The organism is Achromobacter piechaudii NBRC 102461 (genome assembly GCF_001571245.1).
GTDB lineage: Bacteria > Pseudomonadota > Gammaproteobacteria > Burkholderiales > Burkholderiaceae_B > Achromobacter > Achromobacter piechaudii.
Genome location: NZ_BCTK01000001.1, coordinates 1,462,219 through 1,488,098, shown reverse-complemented (window position 1 = coordinate 1,488,098; position 25,880 = coordinate 1,462,219). Strand labels below are relative to the sequence as shown.

General features: G+C 61.8%; 20 protein-coding genes. 12 read left to right on the top strand and 8 right to left on the bottom strand.

Translation table 11 applies throughout. The annotated features are described in order from the left end of the window. Positions 1 to 72: 72 nt before the first annotated feature. The 5 genes from API01S_RS06585 to API01S_RS06565 all read left to right on the top strand — a co-directional run bounded on the left by API01S_RS06585 (position 73) and on the right by API01S_RS06565 (position 5,290). Complete coding sequence (locus API01S_RS06585) at positions 73 to 1,425, top strand: MFS transporter (protein ID WP_006219310.1); 1,353 nt, start codon at positions 73 to 75, stop codon at positions 1,423 to 1,425. Continuing rightward, positions 1,422 to 2,441 (top strand): histone deacetylase family protein, encoded by a 1,020-nt coding sequence (locus API01S_RS06580; RefSeq protein WP_061303761.1) that lies wholly within the window; start codon positions 1,422 to 1,424, stop codon positions 2,439 to 2,441. Before API01S_RS06585 ends, API01S_RS06580 begins: the two co-directional genes overlap by 4 nt. Before the next feature lie 120 nt (positions 2,442 to 2,561). Then, positions 2,562 to 3,479 (top strand): LysR family transcriptional regulator, encoded by a 918-nt coding sequence (locus tag API01S_RS06575; RefSeq protein ID WP_006219312.1) that lies wholly within the window; start codon positions 2,562 to 2,564, stop codon positions 3,477 to 3,479. Between the two features lie 29 nt (positions 3,480 to 3,508). After that, positions 3,509 to 3,904 (top strand): DUF1801 domain-containing protein, encoded by a 396-nt coding sequence (locus tag API01S_RS06570; protein WP_061303757.1) that lies wholly within the window; start codon positions 3,509 to 3,511, stop codon positions 3,902 to 3,904. Positions 3,905 to 3,994: 90 nt separating this feature from the next. Beyond that, complete coding sequence (locus tag API01S_RS06565; protein ID WP_006219315.1) at positions 3,995 to 5,290, top strand: O-acetylhomoserine aminocarboxypropyltransferase/cysteine synthase family protein; 1,296 nt, start codon at positions 3,995 to 3,997, stop codon at positions 5,288 to 5,290. A gap of 70 nt (positions 5,291 to 5,360) precedes the next feature. On the opposite strand, the gene API01S_RS06560 is transcribed toward API01S_RS06565, so the two are convergent. Beyond that, on the bottom strand, positions 5,361 to 5,930 hold the full coding sequence (locus API01S_RS06560) for a surface-adhesin E family protein (RefSeq protein ID WP_006219316.1): 570 nt from the start codon (positions 5,928 to 5,930) through the stop codon (positions 5,361 to 5,363). Positions 5,931 to 6,076: 146 nt separating this feature from the next. Here API01S_RS06560 and API01S_RS06555 point away from each other — a divergent pair, with 146 nt between their 5' ends. After that, positions 6,077 to 7,399, top strand: coding sequence for a hypothetical protein (locus API01S_RS06555; protein WP_061303754.1), 1,323 nt, complete (start codon positions 6,077 to 6,079; stop codon positions 7,397 to 7,399). 11 nt (positions 7,400 to 7,410) lie between these two features. Here the strand turns inward: API01S_RS06555 and API01S_RS06550 are convergent, their stop codons facing one another. Then, positions 7,411 to 8,100: a GntR family transcriptional regulator gene (locus API01S_RS06550; protein ID WP_061303752.1), complete on the bottom strand. Its 690-nt coding sequence runs from the start codon at positions 8,098 to 8,100 to the stop codon at positions 7,411 to 7,413. A 122-nt stretch (positions 8,101 to 8,222) separates the two neighbouring features. Here API01S_RS06550 and araD point away from each other — a divergent pair, with 122 nt between their 5' ends. From araD to API01S_RS06535, 3 genes are all read left to right on the top strand, one after another. Beyond that, the gene (gene araD, locus API01S_RS06545; protein WP_050728886.1) at positions 8,223 to 9,953 is read left to right on the top strand and encodes an L-arabinonate dehydratase; all 1,731 of its coding nucleotides are present in this window, start codon (positions 8,223 to 8,225) and stop codon (positions 9,951 to 9,953) included. 57 nt (positions 9,954 to 10,010) lie between these two features. Next, positions 10,011 to 10,721, top strand: a complete 711-nt coding sequence (locus API01S_RS06540) for a ribonuclease activity regulator RraA (protein WP_061303750.1) — start codon at positions 10,011 to 10,013, stop codon at positions 10,719 to 10,721. 100 nt (positions 10,722 to 10,821) lie between these two features. Next, positions 10,822 to 11,811 carry a Bug family tripartite tricarboxylate transporter substrate binding protein gene (locus API01S_RS06535; protein ID WP_006219321.1) on the top strand — a complete coding sequence of 330 codons (990 nt, stop codon included), beginning with the start codon at positions 10,822 to 10,824 and terminating at the stop codon, positions 11,809 to 11,811. A gap of 71 nt (positions 11,812 to 11,882) precedes the next feature. Here API01S_RS06535 and API01S_RS06530 read toward each other — a convergent pair whose 3' ends face one another. Then, the gene (locus API01S_RS06530; protein ID WP_061303749.1) at positions 11,883 to 12,869 is read right to left on the bottom strand and encodes a Bug family tripartite tricarboxylate transporter substrate binding protein; all 987 of its coding nucleotides are present in this window, start codon (positions 12,867 to 12,869) and stop codon (positions 11,883 to 11,885) included. 227 nt (positions 12,870 to 13,096) lie between these two features. Here API01S_RS06530 and API01S_RS06525 point away from each other — a divergent pair, with 227 nt between their 5' ends. Then, entirely contained in the window at positions 13,097 to 13,996 is a 900-nt protein-coding gene (locus API01S_RS06525) for a LysR family transcriptional regulator (RefSeq protein ID WP_061303747.1), read from the top strand. A 42-nt stretch (positions 13,997 to 14,038) separates the two neighbouring features. Here API01S_RS06525 and API01S_RS06520 read toward each other — a convergent pair whose 3' ends face one another. Beyond that, positions 14,039 to 15,028: an SLAC1 anion channel family protein gene (locus API01S_RS06520; RefSeq protein ID WP_061303745.1), complete on the bottom strand. Its 990-nt coding sequence runs from the start codon at positions 15,026 to 15,028 to the stop codon at positions 14,039 to 14,041. 150 nt (positions 15,029 to 15,178) lie between these two features. On the opposite strand from API01S_RS06520, the gene API01S_RS06515 reads away from it, so the two are divergent. Continuing rightward, entirely contained in the window at positions 15,179 to 16,084 is a 906-nt protein-coding gene (locus API01S_RS06515) for a LysR family transcriptional regulator (protein WP_061303743.1), read from the top strand. A 459-nt stretch (positions 16,085 to 16,543) separates the two neighbouring features. On the opposite strand, the gene API01S_RS06510 is transcribed toward API01S_RS06515, so the two are convergent. The 3 genes from API01S_RS06510 to API01S_RS06500 form a co-directional block, all read right to left on the bottom strand. Further along, complete coding sequence (locus tag API01S_RS06510) at positions 16,544 to 17,410, bottom strand: HNH endonuclease family protein (protein WP_156487068.1); 867 nt, start codon at positions 17,408 to 17,410, stop codon at positions 16,544 to 16,546. Then, positions 17,407 to 19,347, bottom strand: a complete 1,941-nt coding sequence (locus tag API01S_RS06505) for an AAA family ATPase (RefSeq protein WP_156487067.1) — start codon at positions 19,345 to 19,347, stop codon at positions 17,407 to 17,409. Before API01S_RS06505 ends, API01S_RS06510 begins: the two co-directional genes overlap by 4 nt. A 661-nt stretch (positions 19,348 to 20,008) precedes the next feature. Continuing rightward, entirely contained in the window at positions 20,009 to 21,454 is a 1,446-nt protein-coding gene (locus tag API01S_RS06500) for an IS1182 family transposase (protein WP_061303737.1), read from the bottom strand. Between the two features lie 942 nt (positions 21,455 to 22,396). Here API01S_RS06500 and API01S_RS06495 point away from each other — a divergent pair. After that, entirely contained in the window at positions 22,397 to 23,998 is a 1,602-nt protein-coding gene (locus tag API01S_RS06495; RefSeq protein WP_156487066.1) for a hypothetical protein, read from the top strand. Between the two features lie 70 nt (positions 23,999 to 24,068). On the opposite strand, the gene API01S_RS06490 is transcribed toward API01S_RS06495, so the two are convergent. Beyond that, positions 24,069 to 25,115: a hypothetical protein gene (locus API01S_RS06490; RefSeq protein ID WP_061303733.1), complete on the bottom strand. Its 1,047-nt coding sequence runs from the start codon at positions 25,113 to 25,115 to the stop codon at positions 24,069 to 24,071. Positions 25,116 to 25,880: the final 765 nt, after the last annotated feature.

The following is a 25,880-nucleotide window of genomic DNA, read 5'->3' as shown; positions in this document are numbered from 1 at the left end:
AATTTTTCTTATGGTGGGTCGAGGGCTATAACGATGGCCTGATCGACCTCAACCACCTAAGAGAGATAAGCCATGAGGGGAAATTCCGCGACGGGGCACCAGCCGGTGCGTGCGTCTACCGCCGCTTTCGTCGGCACCATGATCGAGTGGTACGACTTCTACATCTACGCCACCGCCGCCGCGCTGGTGTTCGGAAAATTGTTCTTTCCATCGGCCACGGGCTTTTATGGCACCTTGGCCGCCTTCGGCACCTTTGCGGTCGGCTTTTTCGCGCGGCCGCTGGGCGGTGCGATCTTCGGCCATATCGGGGACAAAATCGGCCGCAAGAAATCGCTGGTGATCACCTTGGTGATGATGGGCACGGTCACCGTGTTGATCGGCCTGTTGCCCACGCACGCATCCATCGGCGTCTGGGCCCCCGTGCTGCTGATCCTGCTGCGCATTGTGCAAGGCATCGCGGTGGGCGGGGAATGGGGCGGGGCGGTGTTGATGGCTGGCGAGCATTCGCCGGACAAAAGCAAACGCACCTTCTTTGCTTCGTTCGCGCAGTTGGGCAGCCCGGCCGGCCTGATCCTGTCGATGCTGATGTTCAAGCTGGTCACCGGCCTGGATGACGAGGCGTTTCTCAGTTGGGGCTGGCGCGTGCCGTTCCTGTTCTCGGCGGTGTTGCTGGCGGTGGGCTTCGTGATCCGCCTGAGCGTGAACGAATCGCCCGACTTCATCGCGGAGCAGGCCGCGCAGGCTGCGCGTGACAAAGCCGACGCCACGCGTCGTGTCGCCAAGCCCGCGCAGGCGCCGCTGTCGCAGGTGCTGCGCGGCGCACCCGGCTTGCTGGCGCTGGCCGTCGGCGCCAACGTGCTGGGCATCGCGGGCTTTTACTTCACCAACACGTTCATGATCGCGTACACCACACAGTACGTGGGCCTGAACCGCGCGGTCATCCTGGACTGCCTGCTGGTGGTGTCCATCATGCAGTTCTTCATCACGCCGCTGTCGGCCTATATCGCCAGCCGCGTGGGCAACCTGCGCTTTCTGGGCGCCATGGCGTTCGCCTCGATCTTCACGCCCTACGCGATGTTCAACCTGGTCGACCAGGGCTCGCTTACCAGTATTACGCTGGGCGTGGGCGTGGCGGTACTCTTCATGGGCGCTTACTACGCCGTCATCGCGGGCTATGTCAGCGACAGCTTTCCGACCCGCATCCGCTACACCGGCATTTCGATGGCGTATCAGTTGTCCGGCGCCATCTTCGGCGGCCTGACGCCGCTGCTGGGCACGGTGCTGGCCGAGAATTTCAAGGGCCAGTGGTGGCCGTTGGCGCTGCTGTTCTCGGCGATTTCGTTGCTTTCCCTGGTGTCCGTCCTGCTGCTGGGCAATGTCGGCCAGCGCACTGAACAATTTCAACTGAAGGATCAGCAAGCATGAAGGCATTTTTTCACGACGACCAGAAGCTGCATCATCCCCAGACTTATTTTTCGCGCGGCAAGATGCGCACGCCGCAAGAAGTGCCGGCGCGACTGGACGGGCTGGTGCAGGCGGCGCACAAGCTGGGCTTTGACGTGCAGGCGCCGGCCGATCATGGCGCGGGCGCGTTGGCGGCGGTGCACTCGCTGGACTATCTGCGTTTCTTGCAGGATGCCCACGATGACTGGATGAAGCTGCCGGGCGATTGGGGCGGCGAGGTGGTGTCGAACGTCTTCGTGCGCGAACCCAACGCGCTGCGCGGGGTGCTGGCCAAGGCCGGGCGCTACCTGGCCGACGGCAGTTGCCCGGTCGGCCCGCAGACCTGGCAATCGGCCTACTGGTCGGCGCAATGCGCGGTGGCGGGCGCCGAAGCGCTGCTGGCCGGCGACCGCCACGCCTACGCCATCTGCCGTCCGCCCGGCCATCACGCGCGACGCGACGCAGCGGGGGGCTTCTGCTACCTGAACAATGCGGCAATCGCGGCGCAGCGGCTGACTTCCCGATTCCCGCGCGTGGCGATCCTGGACACCGACATGCACCACGGCCAGGGCATCCAGGAAATTTTCTACGAACGCAGCGACGTGCTGTACGTGTCGATCCATGGCGATCCGGAAAACTTCTACCCCGTGGTCGCGGGCTTCGAGGACGAGCGCGGCGCGGGCGAGGGCTACGGCTACAACATCAACCTGCCGATGCCGCATGGTTCCCCGGAATCCGTGTTCTTCGAGCGCCTGGCGCAGGCGCGCCGCGCCATCGAACTGTTCCAGCCCGACGCGCTGGTCCTGTCCCTGGGTTTCGACATTTTCGAGAAAGATCCGCAAGCCATGGTGAGCGTGACCGAAGACGGTTTCGAGCGCCTGGGCGGCGAGGTCGGCGCGCTGCGCCTGCCCACGCTGATCGTGCAGGAAGGCGGCTACTATATCGACGGTTTGGAATCCAACGCATCGCGCTTCTTCGCGGGTCTGGCCGGCGTCTGACGCGCGGGGTCAGCGGCAGGGCCGGCGTGGATTTTCCCCCGGCCCTTTTTTACGACCCTGTCCGCCATGCCCCAACCGCCTGCCCGCACTCCGCCGTCACAGCCGCTCGCGCCCGAACGCATGGACTGGAATCTCTTGCGCACCTTCATGTTCGTCGTGCAGGAACGCGGCGTGGGCCGCGCGGCGCAGGCGCTGCACCTGAGCCAGCCGGCGGTCAGCCAGGCGCTCAAGCGGCTGGAAGAGGCGGTGGGCGGCCTGCTGCTGCATCGGCGCAATGGCGAGTTCCGCCTGACCGGCCTGGGCGACGAGATCTACGCGATTGCGCGCGACATGTACGGCACGATGGCGCGCATTGAAAACGCCGCCACCCAGGACCGCGCGGAAATCGCCGGCACGTTGCGGCTGCTGGTCATGAGCAAGGTGCAAAGCCCGGCCTACGACGACTTCCTGGCGCAATTTCATCGGCGCTATCCCAAGATCGAATTCCACGTGGACGTGCTGCCCAGCGCGGCGATCCTGGACGCCCTGGCCAAGCGCGTGCCCGCGCTGGGCATCTGCCTGTGCCGCAAGCCGGTCGAGGCGCTGGAGCGCCGCTTGTTCCTGCGGCACCACTACGCGGTGGTCTGCGGCCGCCATCACCCGCTGTTCACCAAGCCGCGCGTCAGCCTCGAAGACCTGATGGACCAGAACTTCGTGTGCTTTGCCAGCGACCAGATCGGCGATACGCTGTCACCCTTGACCATCTTTCGGGATCAGCAGGGTTTTACGGGACGCATCGTGGGCACCTCGCCCAATATCGAAGAGATACGGCGCATGGTGGTGGCCGGCATCGGCCTGAGCTTCCTGCCCGAACACCTGATCCGCCAGGATGTCATGAGCGGCGATCTGCGGCGGCTGCCACCCGCCGAATCGGTTGCCGAGATCGACGTGTTCCTGACGTGGCACAAGCAACGCAAGCTGACCACAGTAGAAGTCGCCTACCTGAGCGCCTTCGACCGTTTCCTGAATCGCACCGCGCTGGATTCGCGCGCGGGGTGAGGGCCGTCGGGTATGAGAGGGGAAGTGGCATGGCGATGACAACGGCAGTTCCAAGCGGCGCGGAACCGACCGCGTCCGACAGAATCGATGCACGCATCCGAGAGTTAGGCGATTGGCGCGGCGCGACGCTTGCCCGCGTTCGCGCTTTGATCAAGGAGGCGCTGCCCGATGTGCTGGAAACATGGAAGTGGCGCGGCGTGCCGGTGTGGGAACGCGGCGGCATCCTGTGTACGGGAGAAACCTACAAGAGCGCCGTCAAACTCACGTTCATGAAGGGCGCAGCGCTTGAGGACCCGGCGCGACTGTTCAACGCCAGCCTGGACGGCAACGCCCGGCGCGCCATCGACATCCATGAAGGCGAAGCCATTGACGAGCGGGCGTTCAAGGCGCTGATCAAGGCAGCGGCAGCGAAGAATATGCGCTGATACGCGCCCCGCGTGAAGTATGGTTACGGGCACTGGCCCTTCGGCATTGATAACAAGCAACATCGAACCATCGATAAACAGGAGAGACACATGACTGAACCGAAGAAACCGAATTGGCGTTTGGAAACCGTGGCGGTGCATGGCGGTTATCGTCCCGACCCGACGACGCGCGCCGTGGCCGTGCCGATCTATCAAACCGTGGCCTACGCGTTCGACAACACGCAGCATGGCGCGGACCTGTTCGATCTGAAGGTGCCGGGCAATATCTATACCCGCATCATGAACCCCACCACCGACGTGCTGGAGCAGCGCGTGGCCGCGCTGGAAGGCGGCATCGCGGCGCTCGCGCTGGCGTCGGGGCAGGCCGCTGTCACCTACGCCATCATGACCATCGCGCAGGCGGGCGACAACATCGTGTCGTCCAGCACGCTGTACGGCGGCACCTACAACCTGTTCGCGCACACCTTGCCGCAATACGGCATCACGACGCGCTTCGCCAACCCCAGCGACCTGGCCGCGTTCGAAGCGCAGATCGACGAGAACACCAAGGCCATCTTCGCCGAGTCGGTCGGCAACCCGCTGGGCAACATCACCGACATCGCCGCGCTGGCCGAGCTGGCGCACCGCCACGGACTGCCGCTGATCGTGGATAACACCGTGCCGTCGCCGTACCTGCTGCGCCCCATCGAACACGGCGCGGACATCGTGGTGCAATCGCTGACCAAGTACCTGGGCGGCCACGGCACCAGCCTGGGCGGCGCCATCATCGACTCGGGCAAGTTCCCGTGGGCCGAGCACAAGGCCCGCTTTGCGCGCCTGAACGAACCGGACGTGAGCTACCACGGCGTGGTCTACACCGAGGCGTTCGGGCCGGCCGCCTACATCGGCCGCGCGCGCGTCGTGCCGCTGCGCAATACCGGCGCGGCGATTTCGCCGTTCAACTCGTTCCAGATCCTGCAAGGCATCGAGACGCTGGCGCTGCGCGTGGACCGCATTGTCGAGAACGCCGTCAAGGTGGCCAATTTCCTGCGCGAACATCCGAAGGTGGAGTGGGTCAATTACGCCGGCCTGCCGGACCATCCCGACCACGCGCTGGCCCAGAAATACATGGGTGGCAAGGTGCCGGGCCTGTTCACGTTCGGCGTGAAGGGCGGGCGTGACGCGGGCGCGCGCTTCCAGGACGCGTTGCAGCTGTTCACGCGGCTGGTCAACATCGGCGATTCCAAGTCGCTGGCGACTCATCCGGCGTCCACCACGCATCGCCAGTTGAATCCCGAAGAGCTGCAAAAGGCCGGCGTGCGCGAAGAGACCGTTCGCCTGTCGATCGGTATCGAGCATATCGACGACCTGATCGCGGATCTGGAACAGGCGCTGGCGCAGGTGTAGGCCGCTGCTGCGCAAGCCAGGCGCTTGCGCAGCACCCCGATGAGCGGGCGTGCACGTTGCCCGCTACCGCCTACTTGCGTGCGCTCTTGCCCGACGTGGGGCAGACCACGTCGCGCAGCTTGCGCTGCACCGGGTCGCGCGCGACCGGCGCGTTGTGGATGCCCGCCACGGGTATCGATTCCACCAGCGCGCCGGTGGCGTTGTTGCCGGCGTAGTGCTGGGTCTGGGTGACGGTGTAGGTGTTGGCGCTGCAATTGAGGATGATCGGTTGCGACACCGATCCGTACGGCTGGCCGTTGGTTTCAGACACGCGCGGCTGCGCGTAGAACCACGCCACGGTCACCGCCATCACGACCGGCCGTTCAGACATCGGCGCGATCGATGCGCTGTCGTAGAACACGCCGGGCATGGCTTTCGGGTCCAGCGGCGTCCAGGCGGGGGCCTCGCCGAAGCTGATGCCCGATACGCCCAGGTCACGCGGCACGATGTTGACCGCGCAGGCGTCGGGCGGGATGGGATCGCCTTCGCGCACCGTGATGGCCGCGCAGGCTTCGGGCGCGGCGGCTGGACCCGGCTGCCCCCAGGCGGCTGCCGAAAAGACGAGCAGGGCGAGAGGAAGAGGGGCGTGCCTTGCGATCATGTCCGGGTTCCGTGTGTGGCCAAATGCGGCGTAAGAGTATGTCACGCCAGTATAGAGAACGTCGCGCAACGCGCTATAGTTTCGCCCATTCTCTAAAAGTCGCCGGCCGAAAGGCGGGTACTCATGCTCCAGGATACGTTGTCGTCATGAACCTAAGACTGCTTGCCAGCGGCGCTGCGATCGCTGCCGCGGCGGTTCTTGGCTACGGCATCTACCAGCTGGTGCCCATGGGCCAGCCGCTGACACGCAGTGAAGTGATCGGCGAACTGAACGGGCTGCCGCTGGCGTCCTCGTCGCGCGTATCGCTGCAACGGTTCGGCGAACGCCAACTGTTGATCGGTCAGCGCCTGGTGGGCGGCAAGGATCTGGCCGGCCTGGAGCGCGCGCCTCTGCTGGACGCGCTGCTGCCGGGCTTTGACGCGCGCCAGCCCGCCCCGTGGCAGTTGGCCGAGACGCGCAACCTGATCTACGGCGGACTGGGTACGGGCGTGTTCGAATTGCTGGGATCGATCCGTGGCGACACCGGTGTCAGCCTGATCGGCACGCCCGATGGCGGCACGCTGTATCTGGTCAGCGCCGCCCGGGCCGTGGCGGCGCGCGACGATGTGGCGGCGGACTGGGACGTGCTGCGCTCGGACGACCTGGGCAAGACCTGGACCTACGCGCCCGATATCGCGCTGGGCGGGCCCCGGCAATACACCGTGTTCCTGACAGAGGAACGCGTCATCGCGCTGGAGCGCCACGAATCGGGGCAGCGTCTTTTGATCAGCGAGGACGGCGCCCGCAGCTGGTCGGCCACGCGGCTGGACGATCAGGTCTGGCCCGACACCAAATCCTTTGACCGCGCGTTTCGTGAAGAGGCCGCCCGGCCGGGCAGCCAGCACGCGGACGATCAACTGGCGTACGACTGGTCGCTGTATCCGCTGGACGACAAGCACGCGCTGGGCTGGAGCTGGCGCACGCGCATCAGCCTGGACGCCTCGCATCGCAACGAGGTACTTGAGACCCGCCGTTTTGAAGTGCAATTCCAGGACGGCGCACCGCCCGCGTTTCGCATTGCGCAAGGCGTGCCACCGGTGCCTGCGTCGGCGCCCGACGCGCTGTACACGCGCGATCAGCCTGTGTTTGAAACCCGGGGCGACACCATCTTCGAACTGGACAAGGCCGATCGCTCGTGGCGTCGGCTTGCCAAATCGCCCAGCGTGCAGGGCACGGCCAGCTGGATCGACGATGCCTGGTTCGGGCCAAACGCCTGGGTCATCAAGACCTACGCCGACCACCTGCTGTCGTTCAACGAGTACACCAAGACGTATTTCTACACCCGCGATCAGGGCAAGAGCTGGCGGCCGTTTCAAATGCCGCAGGACGTGGAAAACGGCCTGATCGGACTGGACCTGTCGGGCGATGGCCTGCTGTCGCTGGCCGAGCGCGACGGCAAGACCGTCATCAGGCGGTATCCGCTGGACTAGCCCGCGCCGGCCTACTGCACCAGCACGTATTCCGGATAGCGCTTGCAGATCTCGGCCACCTGGCTCAAGGTGCCCGACAAATGCTCGCGCAGGATGCGCTGGGCGGCGGAGGGGTCCTGCGCGACGATGGCGTCCAGCAGGCGTTGATGGTCATCCATGATGCGTTCCGCCTTGCCGGCTTCGGGCAGATGCAGGCGGCGCAGGCGATCCAGATGCCCGCTGTAGCGCTGCTCCAATTCCCACAAACCGGTGACGCCCGCGGCCAGATGCATGTCGCGATGAAACGCCTGGTCGGCGTCGATGAACTGCTGGTATTCGCCGCTGGCGTGGCTGGCGTGCTGCAAGTCGATGCTGGCTTGCAGCCGCTTGTGCAGGATGGGGTCGGGCCGCTGCGCCAGCAGATGCACGATTTCAAGTTCCAGCGATTGGCGCAGGAAGTGCGCCTGCCGCGCGGCCGGGATGTCGATTCGGCTCACTACGGTGGTGTGCTGCGGGTAGATATCGACGAGCGCTTCCTCGGCCAGCCGCATCAGCGCGTCGCGGATCGGCGTCTGGCTCAGGCCGTAGGTTTCGGCCAGCGTCACGCGCGACAATGGCGCGCCGGGCGCGAGTTCCAGCGACACGATCTGTTCGCGTAGATGTTCGAAGACCTGGGGCGCGGCATGGCGCGAACGGTCCAGTCTGAGCTTGGGGCTTTGCATCAGGGGCCTGGCGGGAGTACGGTGTGAAGCCCGCAGTGTAGCGGGTTTCCACCTAGCTGACGCACTAATGTATTAGTGTTTAAATGGCTCCCATCCCCACCACGCCTTTCCCCCATTCCCCTATGAAACGTACCTACGAAAGTCTGCGCAGCGCCGCCTGGATGGCCAAGGATGACCTGCGTTCGTTTGGCCACCGTTCACGCATGATGCAGATGGGCTACGGCCCGGACGACTGGGTCGGCCGGCCCATCATTGCCATCATCAACACCTGGTCGGACCTTAACCCCTGTCACAGCCATTTCAAGCAGCGCGTCGAAGACGTCAAGCGCGGCGTGTTCCAGGCGGGCGGCTTTCCGGTAGAGCTGCCGGCGATTTCGGTGTCGGAATCGTTCGTCAAGCCCACCACCATGCTTTATCGCAACTTCCTGGCCATGGAAACCGAAGAGCTGCTGCGCAGCCACCCGGTCGATGGCGCGGTGCTGATGGGCGGGTGCGACAAGACCACGCCGGGCTTGTTGATGGGCGCCATCAGCGCCGGCCTGCCGTGCGTGTATGTGCCCGCAGGCCCGATGCTGCGAGGCAACTGGAAGGGCAAGATCCTGGGATCGGGCTCGGACGCCTGGAAGCTCTGGGACGAACGCCGCGCCGGCAAGATCACGCAAGAGCAATGGACCGAGGTCGAAGGCGGCATTGCGCGCAGCTACGGCACCTGCATGACGATGGGCACGGCCAGCACCATGACCGCCATCGCGGAATCCATCGGCATGACGCTGCCGGGCGCATCCTCGATTCCGGCGGCCGACGTCAATCACATGCGCATGTCCGCCGAATGCGGCCGCCGCGTGGTGGAGATGGTCTGGGACGACCTGACGCCGCAACGCATCCTGAGCATGGCGTCGTTCAAGAACGCCATCAACGTGGCCATGGCCATGGGCTGCTCGACCAACGCCATCATCCACCTGGTGGCGATGTCGCGCCGTGCGGGCCACGCGGTCGGCCTGGAAGACTTCGACGCCGCCAGCCGCAAGGTGCCCGTCATCGCCAACATCCGGCCCAGCGGCGACACCTATCTGATGGAAGACTTCTATTACGCGGGCGGCCTGCCGGCGCTGATGACTCGCCTGGAAGGGCATCTGGACCTGAGCGCCATGACCGTCACGGGCAAGACGCTGGGCGAGAACATCGCGGGCGCGGAGGTCTACAACGACGACGTCATCCGCAAACTGGATACGGCGATCTACGACGAAGGCGCGCTGGCGGTGCTGCGCGGCAATATCGCGCCGGACGGCTGCGTCATCAAGCCCAGCGCCTGCGCGCCGCAGTTCCTGCAACACACCGGCCCCGCGCTGGTGTTCGACGACTATCCCAGCATGAAGGCGGCGGTCGATGACGAGAACCTGGACGTCACGCCCGAGCACATCATGATCCTGCGCAACGCCGGCCCGCAAGGCGGTCCCGGCATGCCGGAATGGGGCATGCTGCCGATCCCGACCAAGCTGGTCAAGCAGGGCGTGCGCGACATGCTGCGCCTCTCCGATGCCCGCATGAGCGGCACGAGCTACGGCGCGTGCATCCTGCATGCCGCGCCCGAGTCCTACGTGGGCGGCCCGCTGGCCTTCGTCAAGACGGGCGACTTGATCACTGTCGACGTACCGGCCCGCAGCATTCACCTGAACATCAGCGACGAAGAGCTCGCCGCCCGCCGCGCCGCGTGGACGCCGCCGCCCAAGCGCTATGAACGCGGCTATGGCTGGATGTATTCCAAGCACATCCTGCAAGCGAACGACGGCTGCGATTTCGACTTCCTGGAAACCGAGTTCGGCGCACCGGTGCCCGAGCCCGAGATCTTCTGAGCGCGCTTTTCGCGTCTCCCTTTTTTCCGCTTATCGTCCGGAGCCATCGTGTCCCAAATGAATCCCGAAACCCGTGCCCGCCTGTCCGGCATCAGCACGGCCACCCTGTGCACGGCCTTGTTCAAGCGCGGGCTGCGCAATCAGTTCATCCAGGACGTGCGTCCGCTGAACGCCAACCTGCCCAACATGGTCGGGCCGGCCTTCACGCTGCGCTACATCCCCGCCCGCGAAGACCTGAACACCATCAAAGTGTTCGAAGACCGTTCGCACCCGCAACGCGTAGCCGTGGAAACCTGCCCGGAAGGCGCGGTGCTGGTCATGGACAGCCGCAAGGATGCGCGCGCCGCCTCGGCCGGGTCCATCCTGGTGACGCGCCTGATGAAGCGCGGCGTGGCCGGTGTGGTTACGGACGGCGGTTTTCGTGATTCGCCGGAAATTGCCGAGCTGGGCTTTGCCGCGTATCACCAGCGTCCCTCGGCCCCGACCAACCTGACCTTGCACCAGGCGCTGGACATCAACGCGCCCATCGGTTGCGGCGACGTGGCGGTGTGGCCGGGCGACATCGTCGTGGGCGACCGCGAAGGCGTGGTCGTGATCCCCGCGCATCTGGCCGACGAGATCTCGATCGAAGCCGTGGAAATGACGGCCTTCGAAGACTTCGTGACCAGCCAGGTGCAAGAGGGCGCGTCCATCCTGGGCCTGTACCCGCCGACCGACCCAGGCACCAAGGACAAGTTCGCCGCGTGGCGCAAAGAGCAAGGACGTTGAGTTCGGGCTGATGCATCCCTCGGGCCATCGCGCCCAGCCGCCGGCCGACCGGCCGGCGATCCCATACCTATAAAGCAATAAAACAAGGCAGGAGACAACCATGAAACCGCAACGACGCAGTGCGTTGGCCGCGCTGTTGGCCAGCGCCGCCCTGGGCATGCTGGCCACCTCGGCGAGCGCCGCCGATTGGCCGGCGCAAAAGCCGATTTCCTATGTGGTGCCGTTCACGGTCGGCGGATCCACCGACGTGGTCGGCCGCGTGCTCGCCCAGAAGCTGGGCGACCGCCTGCACCAGAACGTCATCGTCGAAAACAAGCCCGGCGCGGCCGGCGGCATTGGCGCGACGTACGTGGCCAAGGCCGCGCCCGATGGCTACACCTTGTTTGGCGGCACCATCAGCACGCACGCCATCAACGCCAGCCTGTACAAGAATCTGAAGTACGACCCGGTCAAGGACTTCGAGCCCGTCTCGCTGATCGCGTATCTGCCCAACGTGCTGTTGGTGGACCCGAACCTGGGCGTGAACTCGGTGGCCGACCTGATCGCGCTGCTCAAGCGTGATCCCAACAAGCGCACGTTTGCCTCGTCCGGCGCGGGCACCTCGACCCATCTGGCCGGCGAACTGTTTTCCAGCATGATCGGCGTGCCGCTCACGCACGTGCCGTACAAGGGCACGCCGCCCGCGATGGTGGACGTGTCTTCCGGCGCGGTCACCTTCATGTTCGATCAGATGACGGCCGCGCTGCCGCTGCTGCAAACCGGCAAGCTCAAGCTGTTGGCCGTCACCACCAAGGACCGCATTTCGCTGGCCCCTGACGTGCCCACCATGCAGGAAGCCGGCGTGCCGGGCTTTCAGATGGCGTCCTGGCAGGCCGTCTACGCGCCCAAGGGCACGCCCAAGCCGATCCTGGACAAGCTGGCGGCCGAGATCGCCGTCATCCTGAAAGAGCCGGACGTGCAGGAAAAGCTCGGCAAGACCATGGGCATGGAATTGGTAGGCAGCACCCCTGACCAATTGCGTGCCTTGATGGCCACCGAAATTCCGCGCTGGGCGGAAGTGGTGAAGAAGTCGGGCGCGACGGTGGAATGATCAGTCGCCGCTGACGGCAAAACGCCCACGCACGCACCCGCGCCGTGGGCGTTTGCATGACGCGCGCGGCGTCAGTTGATCTTGATATTGCGTTCCTTCACCAACGTCTTCCACTGCGCCGTTTCCTTGGCCAGATGGTCGCGCAGGGCATCGGAGCTGCTGCCGATTGATTCCGCGCCAATAGAATCCAGCGTGGCTTTGACCTTGGGTTCGGCCAGCGCATGGCGCATGGCTTCGTTCAGCTTGGCCACCACCTCGGGCTTTGTTCCGGCCGGCGCAAATGCCGCGAACCACGGCATGAGTTCGTAGCCGGGCACGCCCGCTTCCTGCAGGGTCGGCACGTCGGGCAGCGCCGCCGAACGCTTGGCGGTGGTGACACCCAGCGCGCGCAGCTTGCCGGTGGCGATGTGCGGCTTGGCCGACGTGATGCTGTCGAACATGTAGTCGACCTGGCCGCCCAGCAGGTCCGCCACGGCCGGGCCGCTGCCCTTGTAGGGCACGTGCAGCATCTCCACGCCGGTCATGGACACGAAGAGCTCGCCGGCCAGATGGATCGAGGTGCCGACGCCCGCCGACGCATAGGTGTAATGGTTCGGCTGTGCTCGGGCCTTGGCGATGACGTCCTGCACGCTGGTGGCGCCGGTGCGCGCCGGGTTGGTGACCAGCACGTTGGGCACCACCGCCAGCAGCGAGATCGGCGCGAAGTCCTTGATGGGGTCGTAGTTCAGGTCGGCGTACAAGGCCGGGTTGACCGCCATGCCGTTGGCCACGATCAGTATCGTGTAGCCGTCCGGCTTGGACCGCGCCACGGACGCCGCGCCGATGTTGCCACCCGCGCCCGCGCGGTTTTCCACGATGACCGAGGTGTTGAGCTGCTTGCTCATCGACTCGCCCAGGGTGCGCGCAATGCTGTCCATGGCGCCTCCGGGCGGGAAGGGCACCACCCATTTGATGGGGTGGTCCGGATAGTTGTCGGCCAGCGCGGCGGACGCACCGCCCGTCAGCGACAACGCCACCAGGGCGTGGACTAAGGGTTTGATCACATGGCGCAAGCGCATGGTTGTCTCCGTCGTGCTTTGTTTATTCAGGACGCGCTCTTGTCGGGTGGCGCGGCCAGTCTTCAAATGGCGGGCCCGTCCCGCAGGGGAGCGGACCTTGATCGCTGCCCGCCGGATTCATACTTTTCCAGCCGGCAGGCAGCGATGCTCCAAGTATGGCTTGTGCTTTTCTGTGGCGTCCAAGACTATATGGGTTTCGATTCATACCTTTCCAGTCTGGGTGATTCATGCAACTGCGGCACTTGCGTTATTTTCAGGCCGTGGCGGAAGAGGGCAGTTTCACGCGCGCCGCCGCGCGCCTGCACATTGCCCAACCGCCCCTTAGCAGGCAGATCCGTCAATTTGAAGAAGAGTTGGGCGTGGTCCTGTTCGAGCGCACCACGCGCGCGCTGCGCCTGACCGAAGCGGGGCGTTTCCTGCTTGAGCAGTCGCGCCTGCTGACGGCGCGCCTGGAAGAAGTGCTTGAGGGCACGCGCCGGCTGGGGCAGAACCAGCGGCGCTGGTTCGGCATCGGCTTCGTGCCATCCACGCTGTATGGCTTCGTGCCCGAACTGATCCGGCAATTGCGCAGCGCCGATCCGCAAGTCGAGGTGGGGCTGGCCGAGATGACCAGCTTGCCGCAGATCGAGGCGCTGAAGTCCGGGCGGATCGATCTGGGTATCGGCCGCATCCTGCTCGACGATCCGGCAATCGAGCGCCGGGTGTTGATGACCGAACCCCTGATGGCCGCCGTGCCCTTGCACCACCCGCTGGCGGGCAAGCCAAGCGTGTCGGTCGACAGGCTGGCGCAGGAACCTTTCGTGTTGTATCCCGCGCGGCCACGGCCCAACTTCGCGGACCATGTGCTGGGGCTGTTCCGCGCCAGCGGCCATGCGCTGCAAGTCGTGCAGGAAGCCAACGAATTGCAGACGGCGATCGGCCTGGTCGCGGCGGGCCTGGGCGTGTCGGTGGTGCCGGCGTCGGTGCAGCGCCTGCAACGCCAGGACGTGGTGCACGTGCGGATCGAGGGTGATGGGTTCGTGTCGCCGGTGATCGCCAGCTACCGCAAGGATGACGGATCTGAATTTCTGGCCCAGGCCTTGCAGCTGGCCCAGGCGCTGGCGACGCAAAGCGTAGTGGGGGCGTAAGGCGCAGGCGGCCGATAGAGGGCCGTCAGATTCGGATGCGGTTCAGCCGGCCAACAGCTTGCCGTTCAAGAGGATGCGCAAGGTCTTCAGGAACAGCACCGCAATGGACAGGGTAAGCAGCGATAGCAGCGCCAGAGCAATGGCCGTCACGGGCCATGCCTGGGCGAACGCGGCGTACTTCAACGCTGCGCTGGTCAGCGCCGCCATCGGAAAGCTGATCGCCCACCAACCGGACGCAAACGGAGTGCCGCGTCGAAAGACCTTGGGCGCCAGCGCCAGGAAGATGAACAGCCCAAAGTAGAACAGCAGCCCGGCAAAGGCGTCCATCCGCTGTGTGTAGCTGGTGTAGGCAAGAAAGCCGACGGCGAACGGCGCCATCAGGATCAGCATCGACGGAACCATGGCAGCGGGCAGCGGCTCGTGATGGATCATGCGCGACATGATCATCGTGAAGAACAGCAACGCGATCATCGTGCCCACGGCCAGCGCGAACAGGCTCAACTCGTGCGCCCAGGCCATGGGCATCGGCCCGCCCGTGACTGTGATGTCCAGCGTGGCGACACCCGGTATGAACCAGGCGGGCACGGCATGGGCAATGTCGATCTTGCCTTGAAGCAGGCGGCCGGCGATGGCAAAGCACAGCGCGATGGTCAGCGCGGCGCCCACGCTCCACATGATGGCGGCGGTAGCAAGGTCGAGCGGCGCGACGACGGCCGCCAGCAACAAGATGGCAATGGTGATGGTGCCAAAGAAATTGCCCGCCACGGGATGGCGGTATTCGGCCACCACGGCGCGGGGATGCTTGATCGCTTTGGCCAGGTACGCCGCGCCCAGCAGCACGAACACGATCAGCGCAACGATGCCGACGCCTTCGGCAATGCGCGGCGTCACGCCATATTCCGCGCTGGCCTGCCGCCAGGCGATGGACAGCCCGGCAATGCCCATGACGGACGCGAACAGATTGACCGGCAGGTTGCCAAGAGAGGCGCGTGCAGGCGTCGCCCGGGGCAGGGAGTTCAACAGCGTCGACATGGCAGGGTCTCCGAAAGCTTGACGCCCGGTGGCGACGCGTCGAACGTGTAGTCGACAGGGCAAGTCGGGACCGGAACGCGCATGTTATTGCCTTCCGGATATTTGGATAATCCAATAACATCGGGAACCATCTTTTCAAAATTCAAGAATATGAGTGACCGATTGGAAGCGATGGCGCTATTGCTGGCGGTGGTTGAAGCCGGAAGTTTTTCGCAGGCCGCGCGGCAGGCGAAGATGCCGCTGGCCACGGTCAGCCGCAAGGTCGCCGACCTTGAAGCCCACCTGGGTGTACGGCTGCTGCATCGGTCCACCCGGCAACTTTCGCTGACCGAAGCCGGGCAGGCCTACGTCGCGGCATGCCGGCAGATCCTGGACGCGGTGGGCGAAGCCGAGCGCGCCGCGACGGGCGAATACGTGGAACCCAAAGGCGAACTGGTCATGACCGCGCCCATCGTGTTCGGCCGCCTGCACCTGTTGCCCGTCATCGCCGAGTTCCTGAAAACCTATCCCGACATCGACGTGCGGATGGTGTTGACGGATCGGGTGGTGCCGCTGTTGGAAGAGCACATCGACCTTGCCGTGCGCATCGCCGACCTGCCCGATAGCTCCCTCGTGGCGATACCCGTCGGTTCCGTGCGGCGGGTCGTGTGCGCCAGTCCGGCCTATCTTGCCCGCCACGGCACGCCACTGCATCCGCGCGATCTGAGTCATCACGCCTGCGTCACGTTCGAGAAAATGGCGTCACGGCAAGTCTGGAATTTTCAGTCGGGCAAGTCGAGCATCGCCATCCCCGTGCGCTCGCGGCTTGCGGTAAGCACGGCCGAAGCCGCCGTGGATGCGGCGGTGGCGGGCATCGGACTGACGCGCGTGATTTCGTATCAGATGGCCAGCGCCTTGCAGGCCGGCGAGCTTGACATCGTGCTGGCCGACTTCGAGCCGTCGCCCTGGCCGATCAGCCTGGTCCACACGGGGCAAGGAACCTTGCCGCTGAAGGTGAGGGCGTTTCTGGATTTTGCGGCGCCCCGCCTGAAGGCTCGCACCTACGAGGCGTGGTGATGGGCTCTGCTAGTGTCGAAGTCCATTGAACCTGGCAGTTTCGGCGGAAAAATTCATTGAACTTGGGTGGCGCCTTTTTCCCCACTGCCTCGGGATCCACAGGGTCGCCTTACCTCCGCACGGTATCGGGCCGACAGGCGAATGGCCATCGACCGTTCTCGGCCAGGAGCAGTCGCCCGGCACCTAGTCGCTAATGACAGGTCCAGGCTGATCTGAGTCATTCGGAGATGGTGGTGTCGAATCGTTTCCAAGGTCATCAGCGATCATTCGGCCAGTGACCGCATCACCCTCAGCACCGGACGCACGCCGCTGGACGGAGAAAAGCCCTGAGTGAAGGACCGGTTTCCGCATGGGCGGAGTGACACTGCCGACCCTTCTAAGCCTTTCGATGCCTAGATGTGAAGTGCCGCTTCTGGCCGACAGTGAAATTTGAGCCGGCGTCCAAACAACACTCAGACCTCAGATTCCTAGCTCGGCGTTGACTGCTGCCCCGACCATCGCGAGAAATGGTGCGCTGTCGACCAGATATTTCTCCTTAATCGTTTTTAGCTCAGTGCTGATGATCTTCTTCGCGAATTCGTTGTCCGGGTCGAATTTGAGAGCAGCGCGTGCCTCTTTGATGTTGGCAATCGAGTTCTGAAGCAATACCAAGACGCGATGGCGCTTTCTGACGAGAGGGTCGCGCTGCAGACCGAGTACTTTGATGGTCGCAACGCCTCTCTCGGTGTGGCCGAAGACGTTGGCCTCATCGTCGAAATGAAGGTGCAGAGAAGGATCGTCGTTACATGGGTTGAGCAGCAACGGCTGTTCTTTGCGAAGAGCCACGTGCTGCGTGTGCTTCCGTGCTCGAGTCGAACCAATAGCCAAGGGGAAGTAGTTTCCTTTGCCGGTGACTTCCTTGCCGACCTTGCGGTACTCATGGGTGCGGCGTCGGTTGCAGTCGATGCAGGATGGCAGCAAGTTTTCCCAATGTGCAGCCAACCAGTAGTACCCCGGCTTGAGTGCCGGCACCTTTTTTGACTTCTTGTACGGCTTGTAGGTAACCGGATCGAGTTCGATGATCGCCGCCTTGGGGCGGTAGTGCTCGATATCTAGTGGCGCGCCACCGTAGTCCATCTCGCAATAAGCGCACTTGTAATCAAAGAGAACGTTGAGGTGCTCTTTGACATCTTCTTCGTTGTAGGCGACATACCCCTCAAAGCTCTTCCCTTGGTTGGTCGACAGTGCGTAGAAGGCGATAACCTCCTTCGTCTCCGTCTTGCCCATGCTCGTTCGACCGGATAGCGTTGTGGGAATTTCTACTCGCGAACGGTCAATGTAGATCACCGTTTTCCTCCTGCTCGCGACGGGCTAAGCTTTGTGGCCAGCTCTAGCACTTCGGCGAGTTCGTCTCTCAATTCTTTTGGAAGGTCACTTGGGTCGAGTGGCTTGCCGATGCTGTTTGCGCGAGCGACCCGTTCGTCGATTGTCCGCAGAAGAATCTGCTCGCTTGGCGTGTTTCCAATCAAGCGAATTCGATTGAGCTCGTCTTGAAGTGACTCCAGCCGCCCCACTTCCTTTGGACTGAGCTGCCCTTTGGCCAGTAGCCCGTAGTAGGTCTCGAACTTCTCTGCAGTCTCTGGATCGATCGTGCTACCGAGTCCGAAGTGCGGCGACGAAAGAATCTGATCGACCAAGAGTCCTCGAACGGGTGGCAGCTCGTCGATGAGCATTGACCGCTGAGACGTATTTCGCCGAAGTACAGCGATCTCGCCGTCTTCGAGCCCACGTAGGCATAGGGGCTCATGGGTGGTCGCGATGAACTGCACACGTGGAAAGGCTGCCTTCAGACCGCGTACGATCCGCATTCGCCAAGTCGGATGAAGGTGGTTGCCAATCTCATCGATGAGAACGATGCCTTCAGCAGTTTCGACCGGCTGATCCGATTCGACCAGCGTGGACATGATGGAGCACGCGACTCCGATGATTGTCTGGTAGCCATCGGAGAGAGTCTGTAGGTCACTGCGATGCGCTCCCTGCCGAAGTGCGACCTGCTTTCCAGCCCGCTCAAATTTTGCCGAATTTGGAACCCCTAGAAGTGCTTTTAGGGCGCCGCCTGCGCGTCCGAACTCAGAGTCAGATATGCGCGCAAGCCAGCTCACCGAATCTTCTAGAGGGCAGAACGGATCGAACAGGTTCATGACCTTCGCGTAAGAAGGCTGTCTGGGCGGCCGCCGCTTGGAAGTGGGTGGCAGACGTGTCGCCCCAAGCGCTAGAAGCCTGAATCGAGGCTCGACAAATTTTGTCTTTACGCGTCCAGTGGAGGAATCGATCGTCGCACGGATGACTTCACCATCTGTATAGTGAATCACAATCGATCCGATCTTGCCGTCTCGCGGCAGCACGCTGAGCGAGTGCTCGACGAGCTTCTCCCGTTGCTGGGGCACAGCCAACGCGAGGACGATTGCCTTCAAAAGAGTGGTTTTGCCAACTCCGTTCTCGCCGAGAAGCATCATCCAGGGTGCGCTGGAAGTATCGGTGCGCGCTGTTCGCAGATCGAGACTTCCGTGTATGCCGACGTTTTTTAGTACTACGCGCTCGATGTATCGAGTGCGTGATCGCTCAACAGCCCTGTCGTGCGCGGTTGCATCAGGACCAACGGTGTATTGAGTGCTCTCAAGATCTCGTCGGTGCTGCTCTTGCAGGCCCAGCCGATCTCCTCTGATGATCGCGTCGCCTTGGCCGACCAGGCTGACGAGATTGCGTCGCATCGCCGCAAACGGCATCGTATCGCTCGTAATTCGACTGATCCGGCCTTCGCTGACGCCGCCTTCGTTGAGTTCCTGAATGATCTTTTTTGCGTCCAACTTTCGGAGTTGAACTAGCTGAGGACGATTCAGGGCTAGCGTTTCGATAGTCAGATGACCGCGCTCAGATTTCGCGATGACCCTTCCGGTGTTATCGAATTGAAGGTGGTCTTCTGGTTGATCGGCGCAAGGGTCGAGAAGCATTGGCATCTCATCCACAAGGTCGTCGCCTCGACGGCCTATGCGAGACCGCTTTCCAGAAACCGGAAACCGATTTGCCTTGGCGCGGCTGCAACCATTGCAGGCGAAATACAGATTGCTCCAGTCATACGCCAGCCACCAGTAGTGATTGGGATCAGTCTTTCCGTCGATGCCGAGACTGTTGGATGACGGACGGAAACGATCGAGTCCGGTTTCGATCGCCTGCTCACAATATGCGCATTTCCCGTGGAAAAGCTCACTAAGGGCCAGCCCCAACTCTTTGCTGCGAACCCGAGGCTGAAATCGAAGCGCTTCTGGTCGCGCATACGTTCCGCACTGCTGAAGAAGCGCTTGGCGGCAGCCATCCGAATCTCTGCCTGTCGCCCAGACAGGACCTCTGGCGGCGGCACACGCAGTCGATCGATGAAAATCAAAAATACCTCCCTATGGACGAAAGGCGCCCCGACATGTCGAGTTGCGATCGGCCCTTACCCTTACGATGATCTGCTGTAATTGAATAAGTCGGCCCGAAAGGCGGCTTTAGGTCAGCAGCGCCAGTTCAATCCGAATTACAGTAGGCTGTCGTGTGGAATTTACCAGCACCGAACATCCAGTGTCTGGTTTTCACCCCACAACGATCGTATGACAGACACAGCACCAGGGTTGCGAAATACTGCTTTGAGCATTTTTCATGTCAGTCCGGCTTTGATTTGAACGACCGCATGCGCCGCAAAGCAGTCATTGACGAGGCCCTGCGAACGTCAGCAACGGGTCGAGGCTGTGTGGAAACGCTTTTCGTCCTGCCAGCTACAGCGCAATAGCCTGGTCCGCATCACCTTGGGCGGTCTTCACTTCGATTTGTCGAAGCGGGGCTCACTCAAGGCCGTTTGGGCGGCCCGGATAGGGCCTGAGGTGCGTTATGGGTCACATGAAGGGCTCAGCCGCCCATCGCCAGCACCGCTTTCATGGTCTGCTGGTAGCCCAGGATTTGCATAACCCGCTTGAGGTTATAGGCCAGTACATTCAAGCTCATTTCCGTGCTCACATTGCCCAAGCGACGAGTTAGGAAGTGCGTATAGCCCATCCAATGCTTGAACGTGCCGAACACATGTTCCACCGTGCGCCGCCGCACCTTCATCGCATCTGGCATTCGGTCTAGACGGCGCTGCGCCGCCTCAAGCACGGCCTCATGCTCCCATCGACTGATGCGCCGATACGCGCTAGGTGTGCATCGCTCCTTCATCGCGCATTGTGGGCAGGCACTACTCCAGTAGCGCCGCAATTGAAGACCATTCTCCTCCCGGGTAAACCGGTGGATGGCGCGCTGGCCCGCAGGGCACTGGTACTCATCGTCCTTCGCGATGTAAATGAAGTCCGAACGGTCGAAGCGGCCTTCGGCCTTGGCATTGGAAGTCGTGGGTTTGGGCAAGATCGCATCAATACCTGTCTCTGCACATGCCTTGATCTTAGGCGCGCCGTAGTAGCCGCGATCGGCAATCGCACGCAGCCGCTTCTTGCCCATCGCCTCCCGCGCGGCTTGTGTCATCGATGCCAATGAGTCCCTGTCGTGTCCTCGGTTCGTCACTTCGTGCGCGACGATCAGATGGTGCTTGGCTTCGACAACCATCTGCACGTTGTAGCCGACCATCCCCGAGCCCCGGCCGCTGGTGGCCATCGAGCGTGCATCCGGGTCGGTCACCGACAGTTGACCGTCTGGACTGTCTTTGAGCCTCTTCTTGACGTCATCCAGCGTGCGCATTTGTTTGCGCAGACGTTCGATCTTGTCATTGAGCCGATTGGTCCTGGCCTCGATCTCGACAGGTTGCGTTCGGTCCGCTGTGTCGAGCGCCGCCAGATAGAGGTGGATGCTCTCCTCAATCTGCTGCTGACGTTTGTCTATCTTGGCAGCCGTGAAGTTCTTGTCGCGCGTGTTGACTGCCTTGAACTTGCTTCCATCAACGGCAACCAGGGCTTGGCTGAATAGCTTGAGATCTCGGCATACGGCAACAAACCGCCGGCAAACGTTGCGAATGCCCGAGCCATTGTCACGGCGAAAATCTGCGATGGTCTTGAAGTCTGGCGCCAGAGGGCCGACGAACCACATCAGTTCGACGTTGCGTTGGCACTCTCGCTCGAGTCGACGTCTGAACTGGACCCGATTTAAGTAGCCGTAGATGTAGATCTTCAGCAGTACGGCCGGGTGATACGACGGGCGGCCGGCCGCTGCTGGCGCCGCCTTCTCAAATCCGAGCAATGCCAGGTTGAGCTCGTCGACGAATGCGTCGATTATGCGCAGCAGGTTGTCGTCGCCGATGAAGTCATCCAGGCATTCCGGGATCAACGCTACCTGCTGCCGGTCCTGACCTTCGATGAATCGGGGCATATCGACTCCCGGGATCGAGATACCAAACTCTATCTAGATCACCGTAGCGGCGTCAAAGGGTTTTCACACAACCTCGGTCGGAAGCGGCCCGTCATCCAATAGCAGATCGGGTAGAGGGCGACCGTGGTTTGGCAGCTGGCGTACGCGGCCAAAGCAGGATCTGGCTGGCGTCGTGTGACACGTCGCACGGCCAGCTTTCGCGACCTGCTCAGCATGTTGACGCACGCGGGCGGCATATCCCGACTTCTATGGTCACCGCCAGGATTGCCGAAGCTGACCCGGCCTTTCAAGCTACGCACGCGGCGCCCCGTGGCCACTGCCGTGGCCAGAAGCCGCTCTAAAGCGCTGCCAGGCGTGTTGGGCACCACAACCCGGTGGCGCTGCGGGGATTCCGCGCCGGCGGCGTGCGGTACGGGCGACGGCAATATGGCAGGCCCTCGCAGAATGCCCGCCAGGGCCGACAGACGGGCGTTGCGAACTAGTCAGCTGCCTCGGGTTGCCAGCCACACGGATGCTTCATTCCGGGGATGACAGGCGGCATCATCAAGAATGGCATACGCGAATCGGACCTCCAAGGGCTAAATCTGGCTGAAGGCCGCACCAGTGCTTGTATATCGAAAAATTTCGATTCCCAAACTGGATGACGTAAATCCCAAGTTAGATGAATTTCGACATCTACCATCGCGAATTGGCCTGCTGCTGCGCACCCGGCAGGGCGCCCGAGCCTCGAATCCGCCGTTTTAATGTGTTTTTTTTTGGGGGCGGTCGCGCAGTGCATTGAAACTTGCCATACTGCATTGATATGTCTGCGTTGATATGTCTGCGTTGAAGGATCATTGCGTGGGCGTCTGAGCCATCAACTTTCGCGACGCTATGGCACGTACACTACGCACCGCGCATAGGCGAAGTTCCGAAATCGAACGCAGCGAGGAGGTCACGAGCTTGAGTGAAGATAAAGCGTCCACAACACCCGATGAATCTACTGTCAGGGTGTCGCCGATCAAGCGATGGCTTCATCGCGTGGGCTACCAGATCAGGTGGCACGCACACTGGCTTTTCCCTAATACGATTCGCGGGCCGGGCAGGCGTCCACGACTCTTCGGTTCCTTTGATGACCGAGACAACGAAAACACCCGCGTCCCTGAAGACGAGGAGCTTCGCCTTCGCGCCATTTGGGCCGTGGAGCTTTTCGGGCCAGCAGAAATAGAGTCCCTTCTAATTAGCCTCACGCGCCTGGGTTGGCGAGCCGGCTTCGGGCGAGAGAGAGGCGAAGCGGTCGAATGGGTGCGTAGACAACGGAGCTATGGTGTAGGCGGCTGGTACAACATAGGTCTGGTAACGCGGCGAGCGGAGCAGTCACGGTTCGTACTGGCCGGCAATCATGCCGCGCTGCCAGACGAGGTGGATTATCTGATGGTGCAAATGTTCCACCCAACGCCATCGTTGACCTGCGTCGTGATCGGCTTTGCATTTCGAGAGGATTTTCAAAGGATTTACGAGAGGCAACTCAATCAAGCCCGAAAGACGGTGTACGAACGCTTGACAGAACCTCGACGCATCGCGATCGTGGATCCGTGGGCACTCAAAGAGCGCGCGATAGCCGAGGCCAGAGTGGCGGCCCAGTTACTGGCCAAGAGTTGGATTGCAAAAAACTTGCCCGGTTTTTATTCCGGGATTTCGCCCTCGCCGATGCCCACCGCCGAACTCGTTACGACGGTAAAAGACCATCTTTTCCTGCCGCGCACGAGGACCAGCAGTGCCCAAAGCGACGAAGCAGAAAAATGGCGGCGCATTGTATTAAATTCGTCACCAGTCGACGCGTGGAAGGCAGGGGATTGCGAGGGTTTTCGCTTCCAGATTCAACGGGATCTAGTTGACGACGGAGGATCACACCTCGTTGTCCAACTATGCACGTCTCAAGTTGCCGAGACGGCTCTCAGTACTTTGGGCGGCCATACGAACTGTGCTTACATTCAATATTGCAATGACCGAATTGGCGGATTATTGACCAACTGGTCTACCGTAGCGTTTCTAATGGAGATCTCCAAAGGCATAAAAAGCTATCGTTCTGCACTTGCGATTGAGAGCATTAGCCGACGCGAAGCTGTGCGCACAATCGAACAGATTCAGTCGTTCTTTGACCGATCCTTGGGTACACCAGCGGTGGTCGGAGAACTTCGGGACCGCGCAGCTTGCGTTGCCGACTTTCGACACTGGAGTGGGGACTACTTTTCAATGAGTGATTTCGATGCCGGGAAGCAGGCATCTTTCGCCAATGTGATTTGCACAGAGTCGCAATCCCGCGCCACGCGCGTTGTCGCTCAGGAACAGGCCCTGAGGGAGCATTTCGTGCAACTCTCATCCATTCTCAGTATCCGAGAAAGCGTTCAAGCTCAAAAACGGATGGAGCGCCTAACAGTCATCACGCTCGCCGTAGCCCTCTTGTCTCTATTCGTGGCTGTATCACCCACGAAGGAGTGGCGTTTGCCTGTCGTCTTCGAGAAGTGGCAGACTCACTTTCAGGGTGCCGACGCTTCTAAATGAAGGCTTGACAGCGGCAGCCCAGTCAGCAACGACGTGCCCATCACACGGATACTTCGTCCGGTGTTGGCTGCTAGTCATCTTCGACAAGCATTGTCAGCACGCTGCGGCAGAATAGACTTCCAATCAGCCCTTCCACCGTCCATCGTCGAGTTCCAGCCTCGAAATAATTCTGAACGACGCCCTGGCGGCGAAACAGTTCGAGATTCAACGGGTGCTTTGCAAAGGGATTGTGATAAATCTGCAGCCCATCTTCGATTCTTTCGCCAATTTCATCCGGACGGCCTCGCCTGATTTCAGGGCGTCCATCTGGCTTCGATCCCCATACTGAGCTAACGAGGGTTTGCCGGTCTTCTGTTTGTTGAGACATCGCGTCCACCTTTCCCCACGTAGCCGTACACGAAAACAGCACTGCGGAAATGTGGCTCAATCGATCATCAGTAAATAACCCGAGCTCAATATCAGCGCCGTTTTCTTTAGTGACAAAGCCCAGCTGGCGGATAGGAGGGCCTTTGGGATAAGCCTCGCGGTCCTTTTGATATGCAGCTTCGTCCACGTAGTGGTCATAGAGCACCGCCTTAATGGGCCGATCGTACTGGAGGTTGAAAGCCGGTTGTTCGAAGGGCGCGACAGCGATGACGAACGGCTTGCCGGACACGTGAGGCTTATTAGAATAAGACGCCAGGTACTTTCTGTGCTTTCCATTGATCGCGTTGGCTAGCCTGACCATGGCTTCTCGGTTCAGAGCATCCAAGTCTGTGGGCACATAACTTTCCAGGTCTAGCGGTCGCTCCCACTCTTTAGGCTTCCCAACCGCAGCGTTCGCAGTAACAGCCTCAACGCAAAAGCCCTGTCCTTTGTGCTCGAGAGAAAAATCTGGGGCTGCATGCGTCCAATCGAAGCTAAAGCCGTACTCACAAAAGACGGCATACAGATAAATCTCCCAGAAAGACGAATTAAAGGTAGTTTGAAACTCCTTAACGAATTTTCCGTCCCGGTCGGGGAATCCTTTGGCCCAAGCGGAAACGACGTTCCGGCTTGGCGCATGCGCGGGTAACATGGCCGTCCTGATATGGGGGTGTTGGTCAGTTGCCGCCACAATTGCGCTGAAGAGGTCCATTTTTTTGATGTGAGCCGAGCGTTATCTCATAGTACGTCACATGTCCCTCGGTACGGTACCCACATTAGTCATCACAGGCATCTAGCTTCAAGTCATTTCGCGCGCCTGGGCTGCGACGTTTGCATGGCGCCGCGCCCCTTGATTTACCGCTTTGCGAACGCATCGCTGATGTTGCGGTCATCCCCGAGCTCCAACAGGTCGGCGGCATCAGCGGCCAATCGGCTGACCGTCTACAGTACGATACGATCTGAAAAGGAAGGCGAGGTTCGGCACGCCCAAGGGGCCGCCAGCGGAAGCGATGAAGCGAGCCAGTGCGCTGCCGCGGTTGCCGCGATGCATCCTCAGGCCCGGTGGCAACTCAGTCTTAAGCTGGTGATCCTCTTGCCACTGTCAGCACTACTGCGATCAACAACGTGTTTGGCGCCATGATGTGAAACCCAACCAGATCACTGCGTGGCTAGATAATTGAGACGCCGTGCCATCGTCGAATTATTCAGGATACTGTAATGGTGTTTAGAAAATAGGCGCTAATCCCTAACTTGCGTGCAACGCCGATCAGTCTGTGGCTGATCGGCGTTGTTTTTTCTAGGTGATGCTGCACGCTCCCTGCTTGGCGAGGGGGCCATCTGCAAGCTTGCTAAATGGCTGCTAACGTCCATTCCTGATCGCGCATCAATAAACTCCTGGATGCGGCCCACCAGCGCAATAAAGTCAGCCTTTTCCAGAATTGTCTCGGCACGCACTGGCAGTTCGGCCAGGATGATT